This is a genomic window from Streptomyces orinoci, assembly GCF_003121295.1.
GTDB lineage: Bacteria > Actinomycetota > Actinomycetes > Streptomycetales > Streptomycetaceae > Streptomyces > Streptomyces orinoci.
The window spans coordinates 526,195-547,346 of the sequence record NZ_PHNC01000031.1; the positions used below are offsets into that span (position 1 = coordinate 526,195).

At 71.3% G+C, this 21,152-nt stretch carries 19 protein-coding genes, 1 tRNA gene and 1 other RNA gene; 12 read left to right on the forward strand and 9 right to left on the reverse strand.

Annotation, left to right across the window (positions count from 1 at the left end):
- The first annotated feature begins 52 nt into the window (after positions 1–52).
- Complete coding sequence (locus CV755_RS24630) at positions 53–640, forward strand: HdeD family acid-resistance protein (RefSeq protein ID WP_109282463.1); 588 nt, start codon at positions 53–55, stop codon at positions 638–640.
- Between the two features lie 12 nt (positions 641–652).
- Here CV755_RS24630 and CV755_RS24635 read toward each other — a convergent pair whose 3' ends face one another.
- Both CV755_RS24635 and CV755_RS24640 read right to left on the reverse strand, forming a co-directional pair.
- On the reverse strand, positions 653–1,069 hold the full coding sequence (locus tag CV755_RS24635) for a rodlin (protein WP_277751858.1): 417 nt from the start codon (positions 1,067–1,069) through the stop codon (positions 653–655).
- Positions 1,070–1,234: 165 nt separating this feature from the next.
- Complete coding sequence (locus tag CV755_RS24640) at positions 1,235–2,323, reverse strand: PP2C family protein-serine/threonine phosphatase (RefSeq protein ID WP_422070588.1); 1,089 nt, start codon at positions 2,321–2,323, stop codon at positions 1,235–1,237.
- A 99-nt stretch (positions 2,324–2,422) separates the two neighbouring features.
- On the opposite strand from CV755_RS24640, the gene CV755_RS24645 reads away from it, so the two are divergent.
- Entirely contained in the window at positions 2,423–3,211 is a 789-nt protein-coding gene (locus tag CV755_RS24645; protein ID WP_109282465.1) for an Fpg/Nei family DNA glycosylase, read from the forward strand.
- Between the two features lie 685 nt (positions 3,212–3,896).
- Here the strand turns inward: CV755_RS24645 and CV755_RS24650 are convergent.
- Positions 3,897–4,790 carry a phosphorothioated DNA-binding restriction endonuclease gene (locus CV755_RS24650; RefSeq protein ID WP_109282466.1) on the reverse strand — a complete coding sequence of 298 codons (894 nt, stop codon included), beginning with the start codon at positions 4,788–4,790 and terminating at the stop codon, positions 3,897–3,899.
- 566 nt (positions 4,791–5,356) lie between these two features.
- On the opposite strand from CV755_RS24650, the gene CV755_RS24655 reads away from it, so the two are divergent.
- From CV755_RS24655 to CV755_RS24665, 3 genes are all read left to right on the forward strand, one after another.
- Complete coding sequence (locus CV755_RS24655) at positions 5,357–5,887, forward strand: SigE family RNA polymerase sigma factor (RefSeq protein WP_109282467.1); 531 nt, start codon at positions 5,357–5,359, stop codon at positions 5,885–5,887.
- The gene (locus CV755_RS24660; protein ID WP_109282468.1) at positions 5,884–6,687 is read left to right on the forward strand and encodes a hypothetical protein; all 804 of its coding nucleotides are present in this window, start codon (positions 5,884–5,886) and stop codon (positions 6,685–6,687) included. The genes CV755_RS24655 and CV755_RS24660 overlap by 4 nt, the downstream gene beginning before the upstream one ends.
- 113 nt (positions 6,688–6,800) lie before the next feature.
- Complete coding sequence (locus CV755_RS24665) at positions 6,801–9,212, forward strand: non-reducing end alpha-L-arabinofuranosidase family hydrolase (RefSeq protein WP_109282469.1); 2,412 nt, start codon at positions 6,801–6,803, stop codon at positions 9,210–9,212.
- Positions 9,213–9,307: 95 nt separating this feature from the next.
- Here the strand turns inward: CV755_RS24665 and CV755_RS24670 are convergent, their stop codons facing one another.
- Positions 9,308–11,956, reverse strand: coding sequence for an RICIN domain-containing protein (locus CV755_RS24670; RefSeq protein ID WP_109282470.1), 2,649 nt, complete (start codon positions 11,954–11,956; stop codon positions 9,308–9,310).
- Between the two features lie 250 nt (positions 11,957–12,206).
- Positions 12,207–12,935, reverse strand: a complete 729-nt coding sequence (locus CV755_RS24675; protein WP_161968744.1) for a TetR/AcrR family transcriptional regulator — start codon at positions 12,933–12,935, stop codon at positions 12,207–12,209.
- Between the two features lie 100 nt (positions 12,936–13,035).
- Between CV755_RS24675 and CV755_RS34770 the strand changes: the two genes are divergently transcribed.
- The 4 genes from CV755_RS34770 to CV755_RS24695 are packed head-to-tail and all read left to right on the forward strand — an operon-like array spanning position 13,036 to position 15,740.
- The gene (locus CV755_RS34770) at positions 13,036–13,383 is read left to right on the forward strand and encodes a darcynin family protein (protein WP_161968745.1); all 348 of its coding nucleotides are present in this window, start codon (positions 13,036–13,038) and stop codon (positions 13,381–13,383) included.
- Positions 13,380–13,811, forward strand: coding sequence for a hypothetical protein (locus tag CV755_RS24685; protein WP_109282472.1), 432 nt, complete (start codon positions 13,380–13,382; stop codon positions 13,809–13,811). The genes CV755_RS34770 and CV755_RS24685 overlap by 4 nt, the downstream gene beginning before the upstream one ends.
- Positions 13,808–15,361, forward strand: a complete 1,554-nt coding sequence (locus CV755_RS24690) for a multicopper oxidase family protein (protein WP_109282473.1) — start codon at positions 13,808–13,810, stop codon at positions 15,359–15,361. The genes CV755_RS24685 and CV755_RS24690 overlap by 4 nt, the downstream gene beginning before the upstream one ends.
- Positions 15,362–15,383: 22 nt before the next feature.
- Entirely contained in the window at positions 15,384–15,740 is a 357-nt protein-coding gene (locus tag CV755_RS24695; RefSeq protein ID WP_109282474.1) for a transcriptional repressor, read from the forward strand.
- On the opposite strand, the gene CV755_RS24700 is transcribed toward CV755_RS24695, so the two are convergent.
- From CV755_RS24700 to CV755_RS24715, 4 genes are all read right to left on the reverse strand, one after another.
- Positions 15,704–16,003: a hypothetical protein gene (locus tag CV755_RS24700; protein WP_109282475.1), complete on the reverse strand. Its 300-nt coding sequence runs from the start codon at positions 16,001–16,003 to the stop codon at positions 15,704–15,706. The two genes, CV755_RS24695 and CV755_RS24700, sit on opposite strands and share 37 nt — an antisense overlap.
- A gap of 388 nt (positions 16,004–16,391) precedes the next feature.
- Positions 16,392–17,627, reverse strand: coding sequence for a GTP-binding protein (locus CV755_RS24705; protein WP_109282476.1), 1,236 nt, complete (start codon positions 17,625–17,627; stop codon positions 16,392–16,394).
- Positions 17,628–17,633: 6 nt separating this feature from the next.
- A complete protein-coding gene (gene rpmF / locus CV755_RS24710) occupies positions 17,634–17,804 on the reverse strand; it encodes a 50S ribosomal protein L32 (RefSeq protein ID WP_109282477.1) in 171 nt (56 codons plus the stop codon).
- 189 nt (positions 17,805–17,993) lie between these two features.
- Positions 17,994–18,078 (reverse strand) — tRNA-Ser (locus CV755_RS24715).
- A 111-nt stretch (positions 18,079–18,189) separates the two neighbouring features.
- On the opposite strand from CV755_RS24715, the gene ffs reads away from it, so the two are divergent.
- From ffs to CV755_RS24730, 3 genes are all read left to right on the forward strand, one after another.
- Positions 18,190–18,284, forward strand: an RNA gene (gene ffs / locus CV755_RS24720) — signal recognition particle sRNA small type.
- 66 nt (positions 18,285–18,350) lie between these two features.
- On the forward strand, positions 18,351–20,663 hold the full coding sequence (locus tag CV755_RS24725) for a DNA polymerase III subunit gamma and tau (RefSeq protein WP_109283497.1): 2,313 nt from the start codon (positions 18,351–18,353) through the stop codon (positions 20,661–20,663).
- Positions 20,664–20,767: 104 nt separating this feature from the next.
- Positions 20,768–21,106 (forward strand): YbaB/EbfC family nucleoid-associated protein, encoded by a 339-nt coding sequence (locus CV755_RS24730; protein ID WP_109282478.1) that lies wholly within the window; start codon positions 20,768–20,770, stop codon positions 21,104–21,106.
- Positions 21,107–21,152: the final 46 nt, after the last annotated feature.

Consider the following 21,152-nt stretch of genomic DNA (forward strand, 5'->3'; position numbering starts at 1 on the left):
GAGGGAAAGGAGTGAACGGCGGATTCCCTCGACCGACCAGGAGGCGAACGCCATGACTCTGCCCCCCGAAACCGAGGCCGACCGCTTCGGCGGCCTGCCGGTGCACGCCGGCTGGCAGGTGCTGATGGCCGCCGGAGTGGCCTCCACCGCGCTGGGCGCGGTGATCCTGGCCTGGCCCAAGACCACGCTGACCGTGGTCGGCGTGCTGTTCGGCATCTATCTGCTGGCCTTCGGTGCCTTCCAGCTGGCCGGGGCCTTTGGCGCCCATGTCCCCGGGCACCTGCGGGCCCTGGGGTTTGTCAGCGGCGCCCTCTGTGTGCTGCTGGGGCTGCTGTGCTTCCGGGGCCCCACCGAGTCACTGCTGCTGCTGGCGCTGTGGATCGGCTTCGGCTGGCTGCTGCGCGGGGTGATGCTGATCGCCACCGCACTCTCCACCCCCGCCCTCCCGGCCCGTGGCTGGCAGGTCTTCCTCGGCGTGCTCACCCTGCTCGCCGGGATTGTGCTGATCACCACGCCCTTTGGATCGCTCGCCGTGCTCGCCGTGTGGAGCGGAATACTGCTGATCGTCCTGGGCGTGGTGGAGGTGGCGCACGGCATCCAGCTGCGGCTGCGGGTGCGGCGGCACTCCGCCGTACATTGACCGGCCGCTCGGTCACCCTCCGGCGGAACCGTTGTCCGCCACCACCGGGATGTCGTCGAGCAGATGCGACAGGGGGTTGTCGCCATTGCCGAGGGCCGACTGCTCGGTGCACTGCTGCTGTTGCTCCGAGGAGAGCACCGGGATGTCCTGCACCCCGATGTTGATCAGCACCAGTACGGACTGGATGCCGATCTTGCCCAGCCCCACGCACAGCTTGTTGAGCGAACCCTGGACCGCGGTGATCTGCGGGCTGTCCTTGCCGCCCGCCTCGGTGCGCCCGTACTCCGTCCTGGCGCCCGTGCCACTGGTCACATGGCCGCCGGAGGGCTCCGCCGTTGCCGGCCCGGCCAGTACCCCGGCCGTCGAGGCGGTCAGGGCGACCGCCGTACACATCTTCTTGAGCACGTCCCGGCCTTTCCACTGCTCCACTGCTGCTCCATTGCGAGTGAGCGAGTCCGCTGCTGAGGGGGTCCGCCGCGAGGAGCGGCGAACTGGGTAACGGGGCCCGGAAGGGGAGGTTCTGGACGCTCACTCGGTCGGCGGTGCGGGGCCTGGCGGCGCGGGTTCGGCGGCCGGTCCTGCGGGGCCGGGTGCTCAGGCCAGGCGTACGGCCAGTGCGGCGATGTCGTCATCGAGGCGGCCGCCGCTGTACCGGAGCAGATCACGGTGCAGCGCGTCCAGCAGCTCGCGCGGCCCCGCCGGGGGCTGCCGGCGCATCCAGTCGGTCAGCGGGAAGAACCGGCCGTCGCGGTCCCGGGTCTCGGTGACCCCGTCGGTGAACAGCAGCAGCAGGTCGCCGGCGGCGAAGTCAAAGGTGTCCACGCAGTACTGGTCGCCCATCAGCTCCGCCAGGCTGAGCAGCGGTGAGGGGGTGGCGGAGTCCAGGCTGCGCAGTTCCCCGTCGCTCAGCAGCAGCGGCGGGGGATGGCCGCAGTTGAGCACCGAGAGCCGGCCGCCCCCGCCCGGGATCTCCACCAGCAGACTGGTGACAAAGCTCTCCAGCGCCTCGTCGCTGCCGAAGACGGCGCCATAACGGGTGCTGCTGGCCTCCAGCCGCCGGGCGATGCCGTCCAGGCCGGGCTCGCTGTAGGCGGCCTCCCGGAAGGAGTTGACCACCGCCGCGGCCGACCCCACCGCCGGCAGTCCCTTGCCCCTGACATCACCGATGAGCATCCGCAGGCCATAGGGCGTGGTGGCCACCTCGTAGAAGTCGCCGCCGATACGGGCCTCCGCCGCGGCCGCGACATAGAGCGCCTCGATCTCCACCGCGCCATAGCTGCGCGGCATCGGGCTGAGGACCACCTGCTGCGCCGCGTCGGCCACCAGCCGGACCTGGAAGAGGGTCTGCTCCCGTTGCAGCCGCACATGACTGCCATAGGCGGCCGCCACGGTGACCGCCACGATCCCCGCCGAGGTGTACGCCGTCCCCAGGTCCGGGAACTCCAGGCCGAGCCCGATCATCAGCAGCAGACAGAGCGTGCCCAGCAGAACGGTGGGCAGCACCGGCCACATGGCGGCGGCCAGGGCCGGCGCCGCGGGCAGCAGGCGGCTGATGGCGACGCTCGGCGGCGTGGCAAAGGCCAGGCTCGCGATCACCGCGGTCAGGAGCACGGGCGAGAGCAGGGCAGGGGACCACCGACCGTGGGGACGACGGCGGAGCCGCGGCCGGCCAGGCTTGATCACATACGTAGCATATCCATATGAACCGGACATGCGGCTCGGTGTGGAGGCAGGGCCGGGGTTCGCCCTCGCAAGGGATCACGGCGCCGAAGGGCGGCCGCCATGCCTGAGCTGCCGGATGTGGAGGGCTTCCGCCGGGTGTTCCGGTCCTGCGCCCAGGGCAGGCTGATCGAGCGCATCGAGGTACGCGATACGGGCGTCCTGCACGGGACCAGCGCGCGGCGGCTGCGCGACGCCCTGGAAGGCCGGCGCTTCGCCGCCCCCGGACGGCACGGGAAGTGGCTGCTCGCCCGCACGGCCGGCGGTCCCACCCTGATGCTGCACTTCGGCATGACCGGCCGGCTGCTCTGCGGGCGGCCCGAGGACCCGGCCGAGGCCCATGACCGCGTCCTGTTCACCCTGGCCGGCGGCCGTCAGCTTCGCTTTCGCGACCAGCGCAAACTCCAGGGGCTCTGGCTGGCGGAGGACGAGTCGGGGGTGGCCCGGATGCTGGACTGCCAGGGCCCTGACGCCCTGGCGGTGGGCCGCGAGGAGTTCCGGGCGGCCCTGGCGTCCCGCCACGGTGGCGTCAAGGCCGTCCTCACCGACCAGTCCGTCCTGGCCGGACTCGGCAATCTGCTCGCCGACGAGATCCTCTGGCGCGCCGGGCTGCGCCCCACCTGCCCCGTCGGCGAACTCACCGAGGCCGACCTCCGGCGGCTCTACGCGGAGCTGCGCCGCACCCTGCGCTCGGCGGTCACCGCCGGCTGCGTACCGCCCCGCGACTCCTGGCTCACCGGCCGCCGCGACGCCCCCGACCCGGCCTGCCCACGCTGTGGCGGCCCACTGCGCCGGTCCAGGGTGGCGGGCCGCGGCACGGTGTGGTGCCCGCGCTGCCAGCGGGGTGGGTGAGGGGGCGTTCGCGCCATGCGGGGGAGCGGCGGCCGGCGCCCGTACGGCTGGAGCCTCGGGTCCGGCCTTGGCTCTGGCGGTCCGCCGGTGGGCTCGGATGGCCGGGACGGTCGGGACCGCTGCCGGTGCCGGGGACGCGGGCGGGTTCGATCGGCGGGCGGGTCCGATGGCCGGGCGGCCCGGCAACCCGGGGTCAGGCCTGGACCCGGCCGGCCCGGGCAGGCGGGCGGTCCGATCGGCGGGCGGACTCGACAATCTGGGGTCAGCTACGGATCCGGCCGGCTCGGGCGGGCGGGCGGTCCGATCGGCGGGCGGCCCGGCAACCCGGGGGCAGCTCTGGACCCGGCCGGCTCCGGGCGCTGCGGTTTCTCGACGCGTACCGTTCCGGCGGCGGTCTCGGCGACCGGGGAGTCAGCCAGCGGCCAGAGCGTGGCGAGGGTTTCGCCGGGCAGGGGCCGGGTTGCCGGCACAGTCGGCGCCGGCCGGCGCAGGACGAGCCGGGTGAAACCCCGGTGGGCGGCCGACTCGGCCGGGAGCAGGCCGCAGCGGTGCCGCCATCCGCCCGTCCACCGCTCCCGGCGGTTCCGCCGGAGCGGTGCCGGTGATGGGTGCCGGCGCCTCGGCCACCCGCAGGTGCGGGAGCGAAAGCCGGGGCACGCCGCCCCGGGCGCTGCACCTCGGGCGGTCAGACCGCTGTGGCCGGACGCGGGCTGCCGTGGAACACCTGGCTGACATGCCAGGCGCGATGGGACGGCGCGATGGCGCTGACACCCGGTTGAGGGCCGACGAGCGGACGACCCGCGAGCGCTATGACCTGCTCGCGGGCGGCCGGGCTGTGGCCGGTGAACCGCTGTGAGACCAGGATGCGGTGGCCGTCGCCGACTCCGAGGACGCCCTTGTCGAAGAGCTTGTGGTGCAGCGAGCACAGACACAGTCCGTTCTCGACGTCGTCCGGGCCGCCGAAGGACCACCAGCGCACATGGGCGGCTTCCAGGCCGACGGGCATGGCGCCGATCCTGCCGTCGTAGCCGCAAAAGGCACAGCGGTACTCATAGGCGGTCAGCACCAGTTCCCGCATTCGCCGGTCCCGCTGCCTCCGCGCGGCCCCGAGCGGTCCGGTAGCCGCCGGCTCCGGTTCCAGTCCCACGGCCTCGCTCAACTCGCCGTGCAGCGAGGGCGGAAAGTGCAGATCGAGCAGAACCCGGGCCATCCGGCCGAGCAGCGAGGGGTCCCGCCGCAGCGCCGCCCGTAAGTCCGGCGCCAGCCGCCCGGTGGCCCCCGACGCCCTCAACTCCCTTACCCCGCTGCCCGGACTGCCGGGACCGCGATCGGTGCGCACCTCCCACACCCCGTCGCCGGCCAGGTGGTGGAACGGATATGCGGGCGTGGTCCGGTTGGCCGGGCCGTACTCGGCGAGCAGCTGCTTCAGGTCCTCTTCCACGGCGCTGTACCGCAGTTCGCCCTCGGCATCCCGCTGGAACCGGCCCAGGGCGTACAGCAGCAACAGCGGCTTGTGCGGGGCGCGGGTACCGCTCCGGCTCCACTGCCTCAGTTTCGCGGTGCGTTCGAGCCAGTCCATGACCGGTGAGCATAGGGCGGTCCCGACCGGCCCGGCCGGGCCAGGAACGGAGTACGGCTCGGGTGGCTACGGGCCAGGCGCAGGCCGGGGACGCCGAAAAAAATCAGTGTCCGGGCGGCAACCTTTTCCTCCCCTGCGGCAACTGGGTGCCGAAAGGACGAGTCGGACTACCGGATGGACGGGCATGAGGGCAACGAAGCACGCCGCGCCGCAACCGTGGCGCGGGCGCGGACCGGGCGCGGGCATTTCCTTGGGGCTGCTGGTCTTGGGGCTGCTGGTCGCCGGTGTGCCGGTATGCCGGGATTTGACCGCCCGCACCGGGAGCGGAACAGGCGCCGGCGGCCGGCGGCAGTTGCCCCGTGCCGACCGCAACCACGTCCTGTCCGCCGACGCGAGCGTCGCACAGCCGACCGGCGTCCGGTTTGCCCGCCATTGAACAGCCCGCCGGTTGGCTGCCACCGGCCGGGAACCGAGCACAAGCGCCGTTCGGCCCCCGTACTGGGCGTTGTTACGCTGCGCCCCCGTTGTCCACGCGCATATCACTGTCAGGAGAGGGCGACCGAGGGATGCTCCTCGATGACGCGTCCGCGGAGTTCCATGAATTCTTCGAACGCCACTATGCCGAACTCGCCCGTCTGGCACATCTCCTGACCGGCGAGACCGACGCGGCGGACGATCTCGCAGCGGATGCCCTGGTCGCTCTGTGGCAGCGCTGGGACCGGTTGCGGCAGGCCCGCCAGCCGCTCGCATACGCCCGTGGTGTGGTGGCCAACCTGGCGCGCGGACGGATCCGCAGCGCGGTGCGGGAGCGACGCCGGATCACGCTGTTCTGGTCCCGCAGTCCCCAGAAGGTGGAGGGGCCGGATGTGGCGGATGTGCTGGACGTCCGCGCGGCGCTCGCCCGGCTGTCGTTCCGCAAGCGCGCCTGTGTGGTGCTGCGGCATGCCTTCGACCTGTCGGAGAAGGACACGGCGGTGGCGCTGGGCATCTCGGTCGGTACGGTGAAGAGCCAGACCTCGAAGGGAATGGCCGAACTGGAAAGGCTACTTGGCGGGCGAGCGGCCGGGGACCTGGTGGCAGGGAGGAGGAACCGGTGAACGAGGAGTTCGCCCGTCAACTGCGCGAAGCCGCCGAGGCTCACCGGCCCGACCGCGCGAGGATGCTGGCCCGGGTGCAACGCGGCATGGCCGGCCCCGCCGTCCGGCACCGTGCATGGCCGTTGACGAGGTCCGGGACCGGAGTCGCGTTCGCCGGTCTGGCCGCCGTCGGCGTCCTGGCGACCGGCGGTCTCGCCGTCGCGGCCATCGTCGCCGGCTCGTCGCCGTCGGCCACCGTGCCCGCACCCGCCACCCCGTCCCCGACCGCCGGCTCCTCGCAACCGGCCTCGGACCGCCCCACCCGGGTCGGGCCGCCCCCGGTCACCACCCCGGAGAGCTCACGCCCGGCTCCGCGGGCCACCAGTCCTTCGCCGACCGCCAGTCCTTCGCCGGCCATCGGCGACAGCCAGAAAGGGGCTCTGTGGTCGGCCGGATCGGTGGACCCGCACAGCAATGTCTACTGGACGCAGAGCAACCTCGTCCTCAAGACCACCCAGCCGCTCACCTCGCTCACGGTCGAGATGCGGTTTGCGCAGACCGGCGGGGTGCAGAGCACCGGTAGCTGGCAGACGCTGCCGGGTGGTGACTTCACGGTGAGCGTCCAGGAGGCCGGCGGCACGCTGGTCTACCGCTGGGTCCTCAAGCCGGGTCTGACCGTGCCGGCCGGGAGCCATGAGTTTGCCGCCCAGTTCAACCATGCCGCCGGCGTCCGCAGTGCCGCGGGCGACGGCTACCGCGTGGACGGGCAGGGGCCGGGCGGCTCCGCGTCGGTCCGGGGAGGGTTCGTTCCGGCCCGGTGAACGTGGGGCCGGCGGCCGTGAAAATGCCTCCCCCGATCGAGGCAACCTTTGTGCCACTGGCGGCAACTGACGGGCAGTCGGGGCCGGTTGGAGCCCCGCTGTGCCAGGAGGACATGCCGTTGTCACACCAGAACCGCTCCCATCGTCGCCGTCCGGCCACCCGCCGCGTACTCGCCGCCGCCGTGGTCCTCGCCGCCGCGGGTGCCGCCGTACCCCTGGTCGCTCAGGCCGCACACCCGCCGAATGCCGGCACGCTTGCCGCTGCGGCGGCCGGCAGCGGCCGCTACTTCGGTACGGCGGTGTCCTCGGGCAAGCTCGGGGACCCGGCGTACTCCGGCATTCTCGACCGGGAATTCGACATGGTCACCCCGGAGAACGAGATGAAGTGGGACACCACCGAGCCTTCCCGCGGGGTGTTCCACTTCGCCCCCGCCGACTCGATCACCGGCCACGCCGCCGCGCACCGGCAGCGGGTGCGCGGCCACACCCTGGTGTGGCACCGGCAGCTGCCCGGCTGGGTCGGATCCATCACCGACCCGAACGCGCTGCGCAGCGTGCTGGACAACCACATCACCACCGAGATGAGCCACTTCAAGGGCAAGATCTACGCCTGGGACGTGGTCAACGAGGCCTTCGCCGACGGCTCCTCACAGCACCGCGGCTCGGTCTTCCAGAATGTGCTCGGCAATGGCTTCATCGAGGAAGCCTTCCGCACCGCCCGGAAGGCCGACCCCTCGGCCAAGCTCTGCTACAACGACTACAACACCGAGAACTGGACCGATGCCAAGACGCAGGGCGTCTATGCGATGGTCAAGGACTTCAAGTCCCGCGGTGTGCCCATCGACTGCGTCGGCTTCCAGAGCCACTTCGGCGCCGGCGGCCCCCCGGCAAGCTTCCGCACCACCCTGGCCAACTTCGCCGCTCTGGGCGTGGACGTCCAGATCACCGAGCTCGACATCGCTCAGGCGTCGCCTGCCGCGTACGCCAACGCCGCCCGGGCGTGCATAAACGTCGCCCGCTGCAAGGGCATCACGGTGTGGGGCATCCGGGACAGCGACTCCTGGCGCACCGGTGAGAACCCGCTGCTGTTCGACGCGGCCGGCAACAAGAAGCCCGCCCACCGCGCGGTGCTCACCGCCCTGGGCGGCAGCAGCAACGGCACAGCGGACGGGGGCATCACCTCCGGCGCGGTCTACACCCTCTCCGGCGTGGCCGCCGGACGCGTTCTCGACGAGCCCGCGGGACAGAACGGCAACGGCACCCCGCTCCAGGTGTGGGACGCCAACGGCCGGGCCGCCAACCAGCAGTGGCGGGCCGTCCGTAACGATGACGGCTCCTACACGCTGACCAACGTCGCCGGCGGCCGGGTACTGGAGGAGCCGGGCGGCCGGACGGGCAAGGGGACGAGGGCGGAGGTCCGGGACGCCAACGGCGGCGCCAACCAGCACTGGCGGGCCGTTCGCAACAGTGATGGCTCGTACACGCTCATCAATGCGGCCAGCGGCCGGGCGCTGGAGACCCCCGGCGGCCGGACCGCCAACGGCACTCCCGTCCGGACCGGGAAGGCCAACGGCGGCGCCAACCAGCACTGGAACTTCTGGCCGGCCGCGCCGACGGGCGGCACCTGTGACCTTCCCTCGACATACCGGTGGACATCGACGGGTGCGTTGGCGCAGCCGGCGAACGGGTGGGCCGCGGTCAAGGACTTCACCGATGTGGTGTTCAACGGCAAGCACCTGGTCTATGCGTCGAATGTGTCGGGCTCGTCCTATGGCTCGATGATGTTCGGCCCCTTCAAGGACTGGTCGGACATGGCATCGGCCCGCCAGACCGGGATGGGCCAGATCGCGGTGGCGCCCACGCTGTTCTACTTCGCGCCCAAGAAGATCTGGGTACTGGCGTACCAGTGGGGTGGGTGGCCCTTCAGCTACCGCACATCGAGCGATCCCACGAACCCCAATGGCTGGTCCGCGCCGCAGCCGCTGTTCACCGGAAGCGTCCCCCACTCCGCACCGATCGACCAGACCCTGATCGGTGACGGCCGGAACATGTACCTGTTCTTCGCCGGTGACAACGGCAAGATCTACCGGGCGAGCATGCCGATCGGGAACTTCCCGGGCAACTTCGGCTCCTCGTATACGACGGTCCTGAGCGGCCCGACAAAGGACCTGTTCGAGGCGCCGCAGGTCTACAAGGTCCAGGGCCGGAACCAGTACCTCATGATCGTCGAGGCTCGGGGTGCGAATGAGCAGCGTTACTTCCGCTCGTTCACGGCCTCTGCCCTGAGCGGTTCATGGACCCCGCAGGCCGCAAGCGAGAGCAACCCCTTCGCGGGCAAGGCCAACAGCGGTGCCACCTGGACCAACGACATCAGCCATGGCGACCTGGTCCGCAACAACCCCGACCAGACCATGACCATCGACCCCTGTCACCTGCAGTTCCTCTACCAGGGGAAGTCCCCCGCCGCGACCGGCCCCTACGACCGGCTGCCGTGGCGGCCGGGCCTGCTCACCCTGCAGCGCTGACCCGCCTGCCGCACGGTGATCGCGACCGGGTGCGGCCGGCCGGCACCGCGGGCGGAACGGCGCGTACCCGCCGTTCCGCCCACGGGCCGGATGGGTCAGGAGGGGTCGCCGTAAACCACGCCGCGGCCGTAGCCGCCCAGGTAGACCCGGCCGTATACATCGGGGTCGCCCGTGAGGACGCTGATGGCGCTCCCGCCGAACTGGTGCCGGTCGTCATTGATCCGGACCCAGGTCGAGCCGCCGTCAGTGGACCGGAGCAGCCCGCTGACGCCCTTCACCTTTCCGCTGAGGTAGAGGGCCTGGTAGCGGGCGCCCGGCGCGGCCTTGCCGAAGCCGACGGCGGTCGCCTGCTGCACACCGGCGACCTTGGTGAAGCTCGCCCCGGCATTGGTGGAGTGCTGGAGTCCATTGCCCCCGCCCGCGATCCACAGGTCACCGGCGACGCCCGGCACCGCCTTGAGCTGCCCGTCACCCAGACCGGTGGCCCGGGCGGTGAAGTGCTTCCCGCCGTCGGTGCTGGCGTAGAGGGTGCCGCCGCTGAGGGCGTAGAACGTGCTCGCCGCCGAACGGTCGGCGATCACGACCGCGTCCTTGGGCAGGCCCGAGACCGCCGCCCAGGACGCGCCGCGGTCAGTTGAGCGGAACGGCACCTGGCCGGCCGGGGTCCACACCACCGTTGCGCCATCGGCCGAGACGGCCGCGGAACCGCCGCCCGCGTCACCCACCGGCGCCGTCGCGAACGGCGCCCAGTTCGCTCCACCGTCGGTCGAGTAGGCGCCGTGCTGCGCGTTGCCGAGGCCGACGCGCACCATGAACTCCGGCTTCCGCTGTGCGAAGTCGAGGCCCGTGGTGTTGGTGAACTTCGGTCCGGTCAGTGCCTTGGCGGGGACCTTGGTCAGGTCGATGTGCCGGAATCCGCTGACATCGCCGAGCGCGCTGATCAGCGGGAGGCCCGGAGGCTTGATCAGCCCGAGCGCCACGGTCTCCTCCAGGCCCTTGGCCGGGATCGTCCAGTGCGTCGGCCGCCCGCTGTCCGCCGCGGTCACATCGGTGCTGCCCCATATGCCCGATCCGGTGCCGTACAGCACATGCCCGGAGTCGAAGGGGTCGATGGCCAGCGTGCCCATCCAGTGCCCGATGCCGGTACCCACATACGGTGCCGCGGAGTCGTCGCGCACCGAGGTCGCGCCGAGCGCCTTCCAGGTGGCGCCACCGTCGGTGGACCGGTAGAGCTCGTCGGAGGGCCACCAGCGGTCCAGCGTGGTGACCATCACCGTGGCCGGGTGCCGCGGATCGACCGCCAGGCCGGCGAAGCCATAACCGCCGCCGGACGGCGAGGTGTTCTGCCAGGCCCCGGTGGCCGGTGTGTACTTCCACACCGATCCCGCCGTCACTCCGTTGGGGCCCGGTGTGTTGGTGTACGTCAGATAGAGCGAGCCGTCGCCGGACACCACCCCGTGCTGCGGCAGCTGCCCCGTCGGCCGGCCGGGGACGGCCTGCCAGGTGCTGCCGCCGTCGGTGGAGCGGTACAGGGAGGCGGTCTTGTCCGCCACGCCTGCATAGACCGTCTTGCTGCCCGGCCGGCCGAAGGTCACAAAGGACAGGCCGACGCCGCTGCTCGCACCGTCCTTGACGGGGAAGCTGCCGACCTGGCTCCAGGTCGCGCCGTAGTCGGTGCTGCGCCAGAGGCCGTTCTTGCGGGTGCCCAGGTAGAGCCTGCTGTGGTCGGACGGGTCCACCACCAGCCGCTCACCCATCGACCGCCCGTCCTCGTTGCCGCCCAGCTTGAACGGCAGGTCGGTGCGCCGGAACGTCCGCCCCTGGTCGGTCGAGCGGAGGATCGCTCCATTGCCCGCCCACTCATTGGTGTAGGTGCCGCTCGCGAGGTACAGCCGGTTGGGATCGACCGGGTCGGTCGCCAGGCTCTCGATGCCCAGCAGGTTCCGGTCGGCATCACCGATCCAGTCGGTCAGCGGGATCCACTGGCCGGCGGCCGCGTCCCAGCGGTACGCGCCGCCGATATCGGTCCGGGCGTACAACAGGTCCTTACGGGTGGGGTTGAAGACCAGCCCGGTCACAAACCCGCCGCCGACGATCTGCGCGTTGTGCCAGGTGTATCCACTCCTGGGGGATGCCTTCACCAGCCGCCACTGCTGGTTGGTACCGCTCCGGCCGGCGTACCGGGCGGATGGTCCGTCCGCACCGCTGCCGCCGCCCGACACATCCAGCACCATCCCGCTTGTGCGGGAGACGAACTTCACCGCTCCGCCGCCCAGATGCTGCATCCGCCACTGCTGCGCGGCCGAACCGTGGTCGGTCTGCTGCTCGACGGTGGCGAGCGACTTGGACGTGGCGTCCCGCACTCCGATGACCTTGTGGGTGCTGCGGTTCTCCAGCTCGTAGTAGCCGTCCGCGGTCGGCCTCAGCCGCCACTGCTGGCTCGCGGCATCGGCCTCGCGGCTCTCCTGCCGTATCCGGTCGCCGTCCGAGGCGTCCGTCCCGGGCACGCCCAGCGCCGTGTCGCCGCGGGCGGACACCAAGGTGTAGTAGTCGTCGGGATCCACCGTCGCGGCGTTCGAACCGGCCCGCACAAACAGCAGGCAGGGACCGAGTACGGCGGGCACCCCCAGTGCCAGGCTCAGCGTGGTCCAGCGCCGCCGGTGGCGCCCACGCGGGCGCCGTACGCCACCGGCCGCGTGCGCGCGCCGACGGCGGTCGCTCACCGTGGGATCCGTCTCTTTCATGGGGCCACTCCTTGCTTCGGCCCTGCCGCGCGCACCTTTTCGGCTCGGCGGTGCGATGGCGGCAGGCGGCATTGGGATCGGACGTCAGGGTGTGATCACCTTCGGGATCGCCCGTCAGTTGCCGCCGTTCCGGAAAAGGTTGCCGCGCCGGCCAGAGCGAACCGGGCACGCAGAGCCAGGCCCCTGCGCCGTCGAGCGCAGAGACGCCCGCCCCTGCAACGCCGGCCGGCATTTGGAAGCTGCGGGGGCGTTAAATGAGAGGCTCGCCCAAGGCGGCCAGGACTTCGTCGATGGTGCGGTCGAAGAGCGGTCCCGGGTCGGTGAGGGCGAAGTCGAGGTGGCCGAAGACCTCGACGGCGACGGCTCCGTAGAGGCGGGCCCAGCAGGCGACGAAGACGTAGATGGCCTCCAGGGGCACGGGTTCGCCGGAGAGGTGTTCGCGGACCTCCTCCAACTGGGCCGCCCAGGCAGGGTCCAGGCCGGTCGGCGGCTGGATGCCGCCGTTCCGCCACAGCTGGACCATGAGGTCGAGGATGACTCCGCCGAAGCGCCAGCCCGAGTCGTGCGCGGCGGTCCCGGGTGTGGTGTCGGTGTCGCTGACCGGCTTGGCGAACAGCAGCCCGAACTCGCGGGGATGGGCCAGCGCCCAGCGGCGCAGCTCCTGGCACACCTCGCGGAGCTGCCGGCCGGGTTCGGCGGCCGGATGGCGATCGCGGGCGGCGGCCAGGCTGTCGGCCAGTTCGTCGTAGAGGGACGAGGCCAGCGCCTGGATCAGATCCCGATGACCGGCGTAGTAGCGGTACAGGCCCGGCGCGGTCATGCCCATCTCGCGGGCGATGGCGCGCAGCGTGACGGCGGCCGGTCCTTCCTCGACCAGCAGCCGCCGGCCGGTGCGCAGGATCTCGGCCAGCGCCTCTTCGCGGACGCGGTGGCGGCGCCGGCCCGTGGAGGTTCCGGAGGTTCCTGGAGTGCTCTCCACAGCGGCCTGCCCTGCCTTCCCACTTGACAAAGTTAACGCCTGTAACTTTAGCTCACTCCGGAAAGTTAACAGCGTTAGCAACTACTCAGGGGGAGCTCTTATGAAGTACGGCATCGTCCTCACCTACACGGTCACCCAGCGATGGCTGGCGCTCTCCCGGGAGCAGCGCAACGCGATGCGCGCAACGCATCTGGAGCCGGTCTTCGCCACCTACGCAGACCGGGTGAGGGCCCGCTTCTTCGACGCCGAGGCGTTCAACGGCCGCTTCTCGGACTTCGTCGTGCTGGAGACCGAGGACCTGGGCGCCTACTACTTCCTGGTCGAGGGCCTGCGCGACACTCCCGTGGTCAGTGAGGGCTACCTGACCTTCGGCGAGATCTTCCTGGGCGTCGAGGACGGCTTCCAGGCGTACGAGCAGGCCCAGGGCAGCCGGACCGAATCCCGGTGAGCGCGCGAGCGGGGTATGAGCGCCGCTGGCCGGTACGACTGCTGCGCGCCACGGCCGTACTCGTACTCCTGGACACGCTCCTCCAGGCGGCCCTGGCCGGCCTGTTCGTCACGGGCGATCTCGATCTGCTGGCCTGGCACGCGGCCAACGCCGGTGTGCTGAGCGCGCTCACGGTCGTCCAGACCGTGGTCGCGGTGGTTGTGTGGCGTCTGCTGCGCGCGCCGGGCGGGCCGGCGGCGGCGAGCGCGGTGCTCGCCTGCCTGGTGAGTGTGCAACAAGGGCTCGGTGAAGCCCGTGTGCTGGCGGCCCATATGCCGCTGGGGATGGCCATCTTCGGCTGCGCGACGGCCCTGACGTACTGGGCGTTCACCTATCGCACCAGCACCACGCCGCAGACCGGGCCGTCCATGGCGGAGGTGGCCGAGTGAAGCGCCCGAGCCGACGGAGGATCCTGGGGCTGGCGGCAGGTACCGGGGCAGCGGTGACCGTGGGGGCGGCGGGCTGGTCCCAGCTGGCCGGCGCACCGACTGAGCGGGTCCTTGCCAGCAAGGCGCTGCTGCCCGAACCATTCGGTGTTCCGCTGCCGGTGCCGCCGGTGGCCCGGCCGGTGCGCGGCGAGCAGGGAGCCGACGTCTACGCGGTCGAGCAGCGTGAGGGCCGCATCGAGATACTGCCGGGCCTCAAGACCACGGTGTGGGGGTACGACGGAATCTTTCCCGGCCCGACCTTCAGTGCCCATTCGGGGCGCAGGACGGTGCTTGAGGTGCGCAACAGCCTCACCGTCCCGACGGTGACGCACCTGCACGGCGGCGTTACTCCGCCGGAGTCCGACGGATACCCCACCGACCTGCTGCTGCCCGACCGCTGCTCACCCGGCCAGGCGCATCGGATCCACGGCGGCATGGCGGGCGCCCACGAGGGCCGGACAGCCGTGGGCCACCGCACCTACGAGTACCCGCTGCCGCAACGCGCTGCGACGCTCTGGTACCACGACCACCGCATGGACTTCAGCGCCCCACAGGTCTGGCGTGGCCTGGCGGGCTTTTTCCTCATCCGCGACGAGGAAGAAGCCCGGCTCCCGCTGCCCGGCGGCGAACGCGACATCCCGCTGATGCTGTGCGACCGCTCCTTCGAGGAGGACGGCTCCTTCCGCTACCCGGCCCACAGCCACGACTCCTTCCCCGACGGAGTGCTCGGCGACGTCCAGCTCGTCAACGGCGCACCCTGGCCCGTCCTGGAAGTGTCCGCTGTCCGCTACCGCTTCCGCTTCCTCAATGCCTCCAACGCCCGCCGCTACCGGCTCCGCCTGGAGGCCGGGGGAGGCAGACGCGGACGGTTCGTCCAGATCGGCAGCGATGGCGGCCTGCTGGCCGCACCCCAGCCACTTGCCTCGGTCGATCTCGCGCCCGGCGAACGATGCGACACCGTCATCGACTTCGCCGCCTTTCCCGTGGGCAGCCGCATCACCCTGCGCAACACGGCGGCCCAGGGCGGCATGCGCGAGGTCATGCGCTTCCACGTCGTCCGCAGGGAGAGGAAGGACGACAGCCGTGTGCCGACCCGCCTCGCCGCCTCCTTCGACAAGCTCATGCCGAGCGCGGCGATGCCGGTACGGGTCTTCGACTTCCGGCGGACCCACACCGCTGATGACCGGCAGATGTGGACCATCAACGGCCGGCCGTTCAGCACCGACACCGTGCTGGCATCCCCACGCCTGGGCAGCGTGGAGCGATGGCGCTTCAGCAGCGACTTCCACCACCCCGTGCACATACACCTGGCCCGGTTCCAGGTCGTTGCCCGCGGCGGCAGACCACCGGCCGCCGCTGACGCCGGCTGGAAGGACACTGTGGACGTCCGCCCGTACGAAGTGGTGGAGGCCCTTGTGCGGTTCGCCGGCTACAAGGGGCGCTACATGCTGCACTGCCACAACCTCGAACACGAGGACATGGCCATGATGGCCAACTTCCAGGTCACTTAGCCGGGCGGTCCGTCCCTGGTGAGTGGCGGTTCATGCCGGTCAGGCGGACCAGGGCGGCGAAGCCGTCGGCCTCTCCACTGTCTGCCGCACCCTCACCGCGCTGGCCGAGGCCGGCCGTGCGGACGTCTTCCGCGACACCAGTGGCGAGCGGCTCTTCCGCCACTGCCCCGGCCCCGACCACCGCCACTACCCGATCTGCACCGAGCGCGGTCTCAGCCTGCCCGTCGAATCCGGCCCGGTGGAGAAGCGGGCGGACCGGATCGCCCGGACCTCAGGGTTCACCGATGTCCGGCACGCCCGGACTGCGGCCGGAAGGCAGATCAGGCACGGACATCCCGGGGGTCAGTGGTCGTCCCAGTGCCCGTCGTGCTGGGCGTGACGGTGCCCGTCGTGGATGTAGTCCATGTGGTCGCCGTGCGGCACGGCGACATGACCGCACCCCGCACCGTGCTGGTGCGCGTGCTCCTGGTGGACGGTGTGGCCGGCGGGCTCGCACTCGTCGGTGTGGTCCTCGTGTATGCGGTGCAGGTGCCCGTCGTGGACGTAGTCGATGTGGTCGCTGTGCGGTACGGCGACGTGCCCGCACCCCGCACCGTGCTGGTGGGTGTGGTTCGCGTGAGAAGTGTGCGTACTGGTCAGCATGGCAAATCCTTCTTTTCTCCCCCGATGAGCGGATCTGTTCCGACGGGAGAGCCTGCCCTTCCGGTGTTAACCGCGCGGGGGATTCACGAAAGTTGCCAGAAGTCGGCTGAAAACACGTCATGCGGCAGAAGGTGACTCGCGCATCACATGGCTACCGCCCCGGCGCAGCCCGCCGACGTGAACCCTGCGGCTCGTAACCGCTGCCCTCGCCCACCCTCTTGCGACCAAGAAGCAGCTGGGTGTTCGCTCGGATGGACAACCGCATCAGCGAAGAAGGAGTGCGGGCCATGACCGTTAACACGCCGTCCCCGACATGCAGTTCAGGCTGCACCTGCGGTCCGGGCTGCAGCTGTGGATGCCAGTCCGGCGGCCCGTGCCAGTGTGGCGGTTAGCCGGACACCGCCCACTGTGCCAAGGGCCACAATGAGACAGATGCCGGCGTCATTTCGCCGACTGCCTCCGGCTCGTGGTGGTCGTGCTCGCAGGTGACATCGTCCAGGCCGTGGACGTCCCAGGCGGGGAAGGGATCGGACCATGACGTCCCTGCCTCGTCCGGCCGCACCAGGCAGGCGGAGAGCGCCTGTTGCAGTGCTTCCGGGCACAACTCCGTGCCGATGAAGACGAGTTCCTGCCCTTGTCCGCCCGGCTCGCGGGCAGCGGCGGGCTCGAAGCGGGCCACGGCTCCGGCCTGCGACCACAGCCCGGTCACCCGATCACGCCCGGCCAGCCAGAAGAACCCCTTGGAACGCAGCACTTGGCCATAGGTCCCCGAGTCGAGTTCCTCGGTGACGAATGTCCACAGGCGCTGCGGGTGGAAGGCCCGCTCGGCGCGGAAGACCGTTGAGGAGATGCCGTACTCCTCGGTCTCGGGCGTGTGGTCGCCGTTGAGCTCCCTGACCCACCCGGGCGCCTGCTGGGCACGCTCCAGGTCGAAGAGGCCGGTGCCGAGGATCGTGGACGGGTCCACCCGGCCGTGCTCGGCCGGCACGATGCGGGCGGCCGGATTGAGACGGGCGAGCGCCGCCCGGAGCCGGCCGGCATCCGCCGCGTCCACCAGATCGAGCTTGTTGACCACGATGACGTCGGCGAACTCGATCTGGTCCATGAGGAGATCGCTCACCGTCCGCTCGTCGTCCTCGTACTGGTCCAGGCCGCGCTCCACCAGGCCGTCGCCACCCGCGAGCTCGGGGAGGAAGTTCGCTGCGTCCACGACCGTGACCATGGTGTCGAGCCGGGCCAGGTCTCCGAGGGTGGCGCCGTCGTCCCGGGGGAAGGCGAAGGTGGCGGCGACGGGCATCGGTTCGGAGATGCCGCTCGACTCGATGAGCAGGTAGTCGAAGCGGCCTTCGCGGGCCAGCCGGTCCACTTCGTCCAGGAGATCGTCCCGCAGGGTGCAGCAAATGCAGCCGTTGGTCATCTCGACCAGGCGCTCCTCGGTCCGCGACAGCGCGCCTTCGCCGCCCCGCACCAGCGCGGCGTCGATGTTGATCTCGCTCATGTCGTTGACGACCACGGCGACGCGCAGCCCGTCGCGGTTGGCCAGGACGTGGTTGAGCAGGGTCGTCTTGCCCGCGCCGAGGAAGCCGGAGAGGACGGTCACCGGCAGCCGGTGATCAGTGGCCATGGCCCGTCAGCCCTCCGGGTGCAGCAGCCCGCGCTCATACGCCTTCACCAGGCGCTGCGGAACCAGATGCACGGCGCCCTCGATGGTGACCGGCACCAGCTGGGGCGTGCTCGCCTTCCACTGGGCGCGGCGGTGGCGGGTATTGGAGCGGGACATCTTCCGCTTGGGCACGGCCATGGGTACGAAGACCTCCGTCGTCGGTGCGTGGCGTAAACGCTACATGAAAACGGAAACCGTTACCAAGAGGGTGTCCCGAGTGGCTCGGGCGGTCGTTGACGACAACTGCAACCAAAACTGCGACCGGACAACGACGAGACCCCCGACCGGAATCCGGTCGGGGGCCTCGTTTGCCCAGGTGGGCGAGTGCGGAGGATACGAGATTCGAACTCGTGAGGGGTTGCCCCCAACACGCTTTCCAAGCGTGCGCCCTAGGCCTCTAGGCGAATCCTCCGCCGCAAACAATACAAGACGCGGAGGAGTGCTCGCGAACCCGTTCCCGGGGGTCTTGATCACATCGGGCGGAGGGGGCCGAGCACCCTCCCGGATCCGCTAGGGTGGGAGGCAAGCCCCTCACGTGGCGCTATCTCACCGAACTCCCCCAGGGCCGGAAGGCAGCAAGGGTAAGTGAGCTCTGGCGGGTGCGTGAGGGGCCCTTTGCGTTGGGGTGGGTGGGGAGATTGTGACCGAGGCCACTTGTCGGTGGGGCCCGATATCGTCGTAGGTGTGTCGTCCCTCGCGCTTTATCGCCGCTACCGTCCCGAGTCCTTCGCCGAGGTCATCGGGCAGGAGCATGTAACCGGCCCGCTGCAGCAGGCGCTGCGGAACAACCGGGTCAATCACGCGTACCTGTTCAGCGGGCCGCGCGGCTGTGGCAAGACGACCAGCGCGCGCATCCTGGCCCGCTGTCTCAACTGTGAGCAGGGCCCCACGCCCACCCCCTGCGGCGAGTGCCAGTCCTGCCGTGACCTGGCGCGCAACGGACGCGGATCGATCGATGTGATCGAGATCGACGCCGCCTCCCACGGTGGTGTGGACGACGCCCGCGAGCTGCGGGAGAAGGCCTTCTTCGGGCCCGCCGCCAGCCGGTACAAGATCTACATCATCGACGAGGCGCACATGGTCACCTCGGCGGGCTTCAACGCCCTGCTGAAGGTGGTCGAGGAGCCGCCGGAGCATCTGAAGTTCATCTTCGCGACCACCGAGCCGGAGAAGGTCATCGGCACCATCCGGTCGCGTACCCACCACTATCCGTTCCGGCTGGTGCCGCCCGGCACCCTGCGCGATTACCTGGCCGAGGTCTGCGAGCAGGAGGCGATCCCGGTCGAGGACGGGGTGCTGCCGCTGGTGGTACGGGCCGGGGCCGGCTCGGTGCGTGACTCGATGTCGGTGATGGACCAGCTGCTGGCCGGTGCGGACGAGGCCGGTGTGACGTACGCCATGGCCACCTCCCTGCTCGGCTACACCGATGGCTCGCTGCTCGACGCCGTGGTGGACGCCTTCGCCGCGGGCGACGGCGGTGCTGCCTTCGAGGTGGTGGACCGGGTCATCGAGGGCGGCAACGACCCGCGCCGCTTTGTCGCGGACCTGCTGGAGCGGCTGCGCGATCTGGTGATCCTGGCCGCGGTGCCGGACGCGGCGGAGAAGGGGCTGATCGACGCCCCGGCCGATGTGGTGGAGCGGATGCAGGCCCAGGCCGCCGTCTTCGGGGCGGGCGAACTCAGCCGGGCCGCCGATCTGGTCAACGAAGGTCTGACCGAGATGCGCGGGGCCACCTCGCCGCGGCTTCAGCTGGAGCTGATCTGTGCGCGGGTGCTGCTGCCCGCCGCCTTCGACGACGAGCGGTCGGTACGAGCCCGGCTGGACCGGCTGGAGCGCGGTGCCGCCTTCGCGGGCGGCGGCGGTGGTGGCGCTATGGCCGCAGGTATGGGCGGCGGTGTCGGGTATGTGCCGGGGCCGCAGGGGCATGATCCGGCGGCCACTCCCGGGCTGTCCGGGCCGGCGGCGGCCCGCGCGGCGGTTGTCCAGGGGGCGGCAGCACAGGGGGGTCAGCAGGGACCGATACAGGGTGGTCAGCTGGGTGGTCAGCAGGGCGGCCAGGGGCAGGCACCGGCGCAGGCGCCTGCGCCGGACGCTCCCGCGCCCGGTGCGCCCGCGCCCGCCGCACCGGTGAGCGCGCCCTCCGGGCCGTCCGCGCCCCCCGCCGCACCCGCACCCGCCCCCGCCACGCAGAACGGCGGTGCGCGCCCCGGCGCCTGGCCGACCGCGGCCGCTCCGGGGCAGGGCGGCCCCGCGCCTTCGTCCGCCCCGGCGGCGTCCGCCGCGGCCGTCCAGCGGCCGGGCGCCTGGCCCACGGCGGCCGCCCCCGGCCAGGGCGGCGGCGCGGCGGCGGTGCGGAGTGCGCCCGCGGCCTCGTACCAGCAAGCCCAGCAATCCCAGCAACCGCAGCAGCCCCAGTCGGCCGCGGGCCAAACGGCACCCCAGCCTCCCGCTCAGCCCCGTGGTGACGCCGGCCAGATCCGTCAGATGTGGCCGCAGGTCCTGGAGGCGGTGAAGAACCGCCGTCGCTTCACCTGGATCCTGCTCAGCCAGAACGCTCAGGTCACCGGCTTCGACGGCAGCACGCTCCAGGTCGGCTTCTCCAATGCCGGTGCCCGCGACAGCTTCGCCAACAGCGGCAGCGAGGAAGTGCTCCGCCAGGCGCTGGGCGATGCGCTCGGGGTGCAGTGGAAGATCGAGCTGGTCGTCGATCCCAGCGGCGGCGGAGCCGCCCCCTCCGCTCCGTACAGCGCGCCCGCCCCGGCCGTGGCCCCGCCGCCGCACCCCCAGGCGCAGGCCCCCGCGCCCGCCCCGGCGCAGCCGGAGCGGCCCGCGCCGGCGCCCGCTCCGCAGGCGGCCCCGGAGCCGCCCCCGGTCGCGCCCGAGGACGATATGCCCGCCGAGGACGACCCGGATCTGGACGACACCGCCCTGACCGGCCATGACCTCATCGTCCGCGAGCTGGGTGCCACCGTCATCGACGAGATCCCGCACGAGTAGGGCCGGGGGGCCGGGGAAGCTTTTCCCCGGCATGGCGCACCGCCCCCGGTGAACACGTAGGCTCGCACTACCGACCCATTGTCGCGACAGCACAGGAGCAACCCGTGATTCCCGGTGGTGGCCAGCCCAATATGCAGCAGCTGCTTCAGCAGGCCCAGAAGATGCAGCAGGATCTCGCCGCGGCTCAGGAGGAGCTGGCGCGCACGCCCGTCGAGGGTTCGGCCGGCGGCGGCCTGGTGAAGGCCACCGTCAGCGGTGCCGGTGAGCTCCAGGCCCTGGTGATCGACCCCAAGGCGGTGGACCCCGAGGACACCGAGACCCTGGCCGACCTGATCCTGGCCGCTGTGCGGGACGCCAACGCCTCCGCCCAGCAGCTCCAGCAGCAGAAGCTGGGCCCGCTGGCCCAGGGCCTCGGCGGCGGCATCCCCGGTCTGCCCTTCTAGCCACCGCGGCCTCACCGCGGCTTCATCGCGGCCTTGTCGCCGCAGC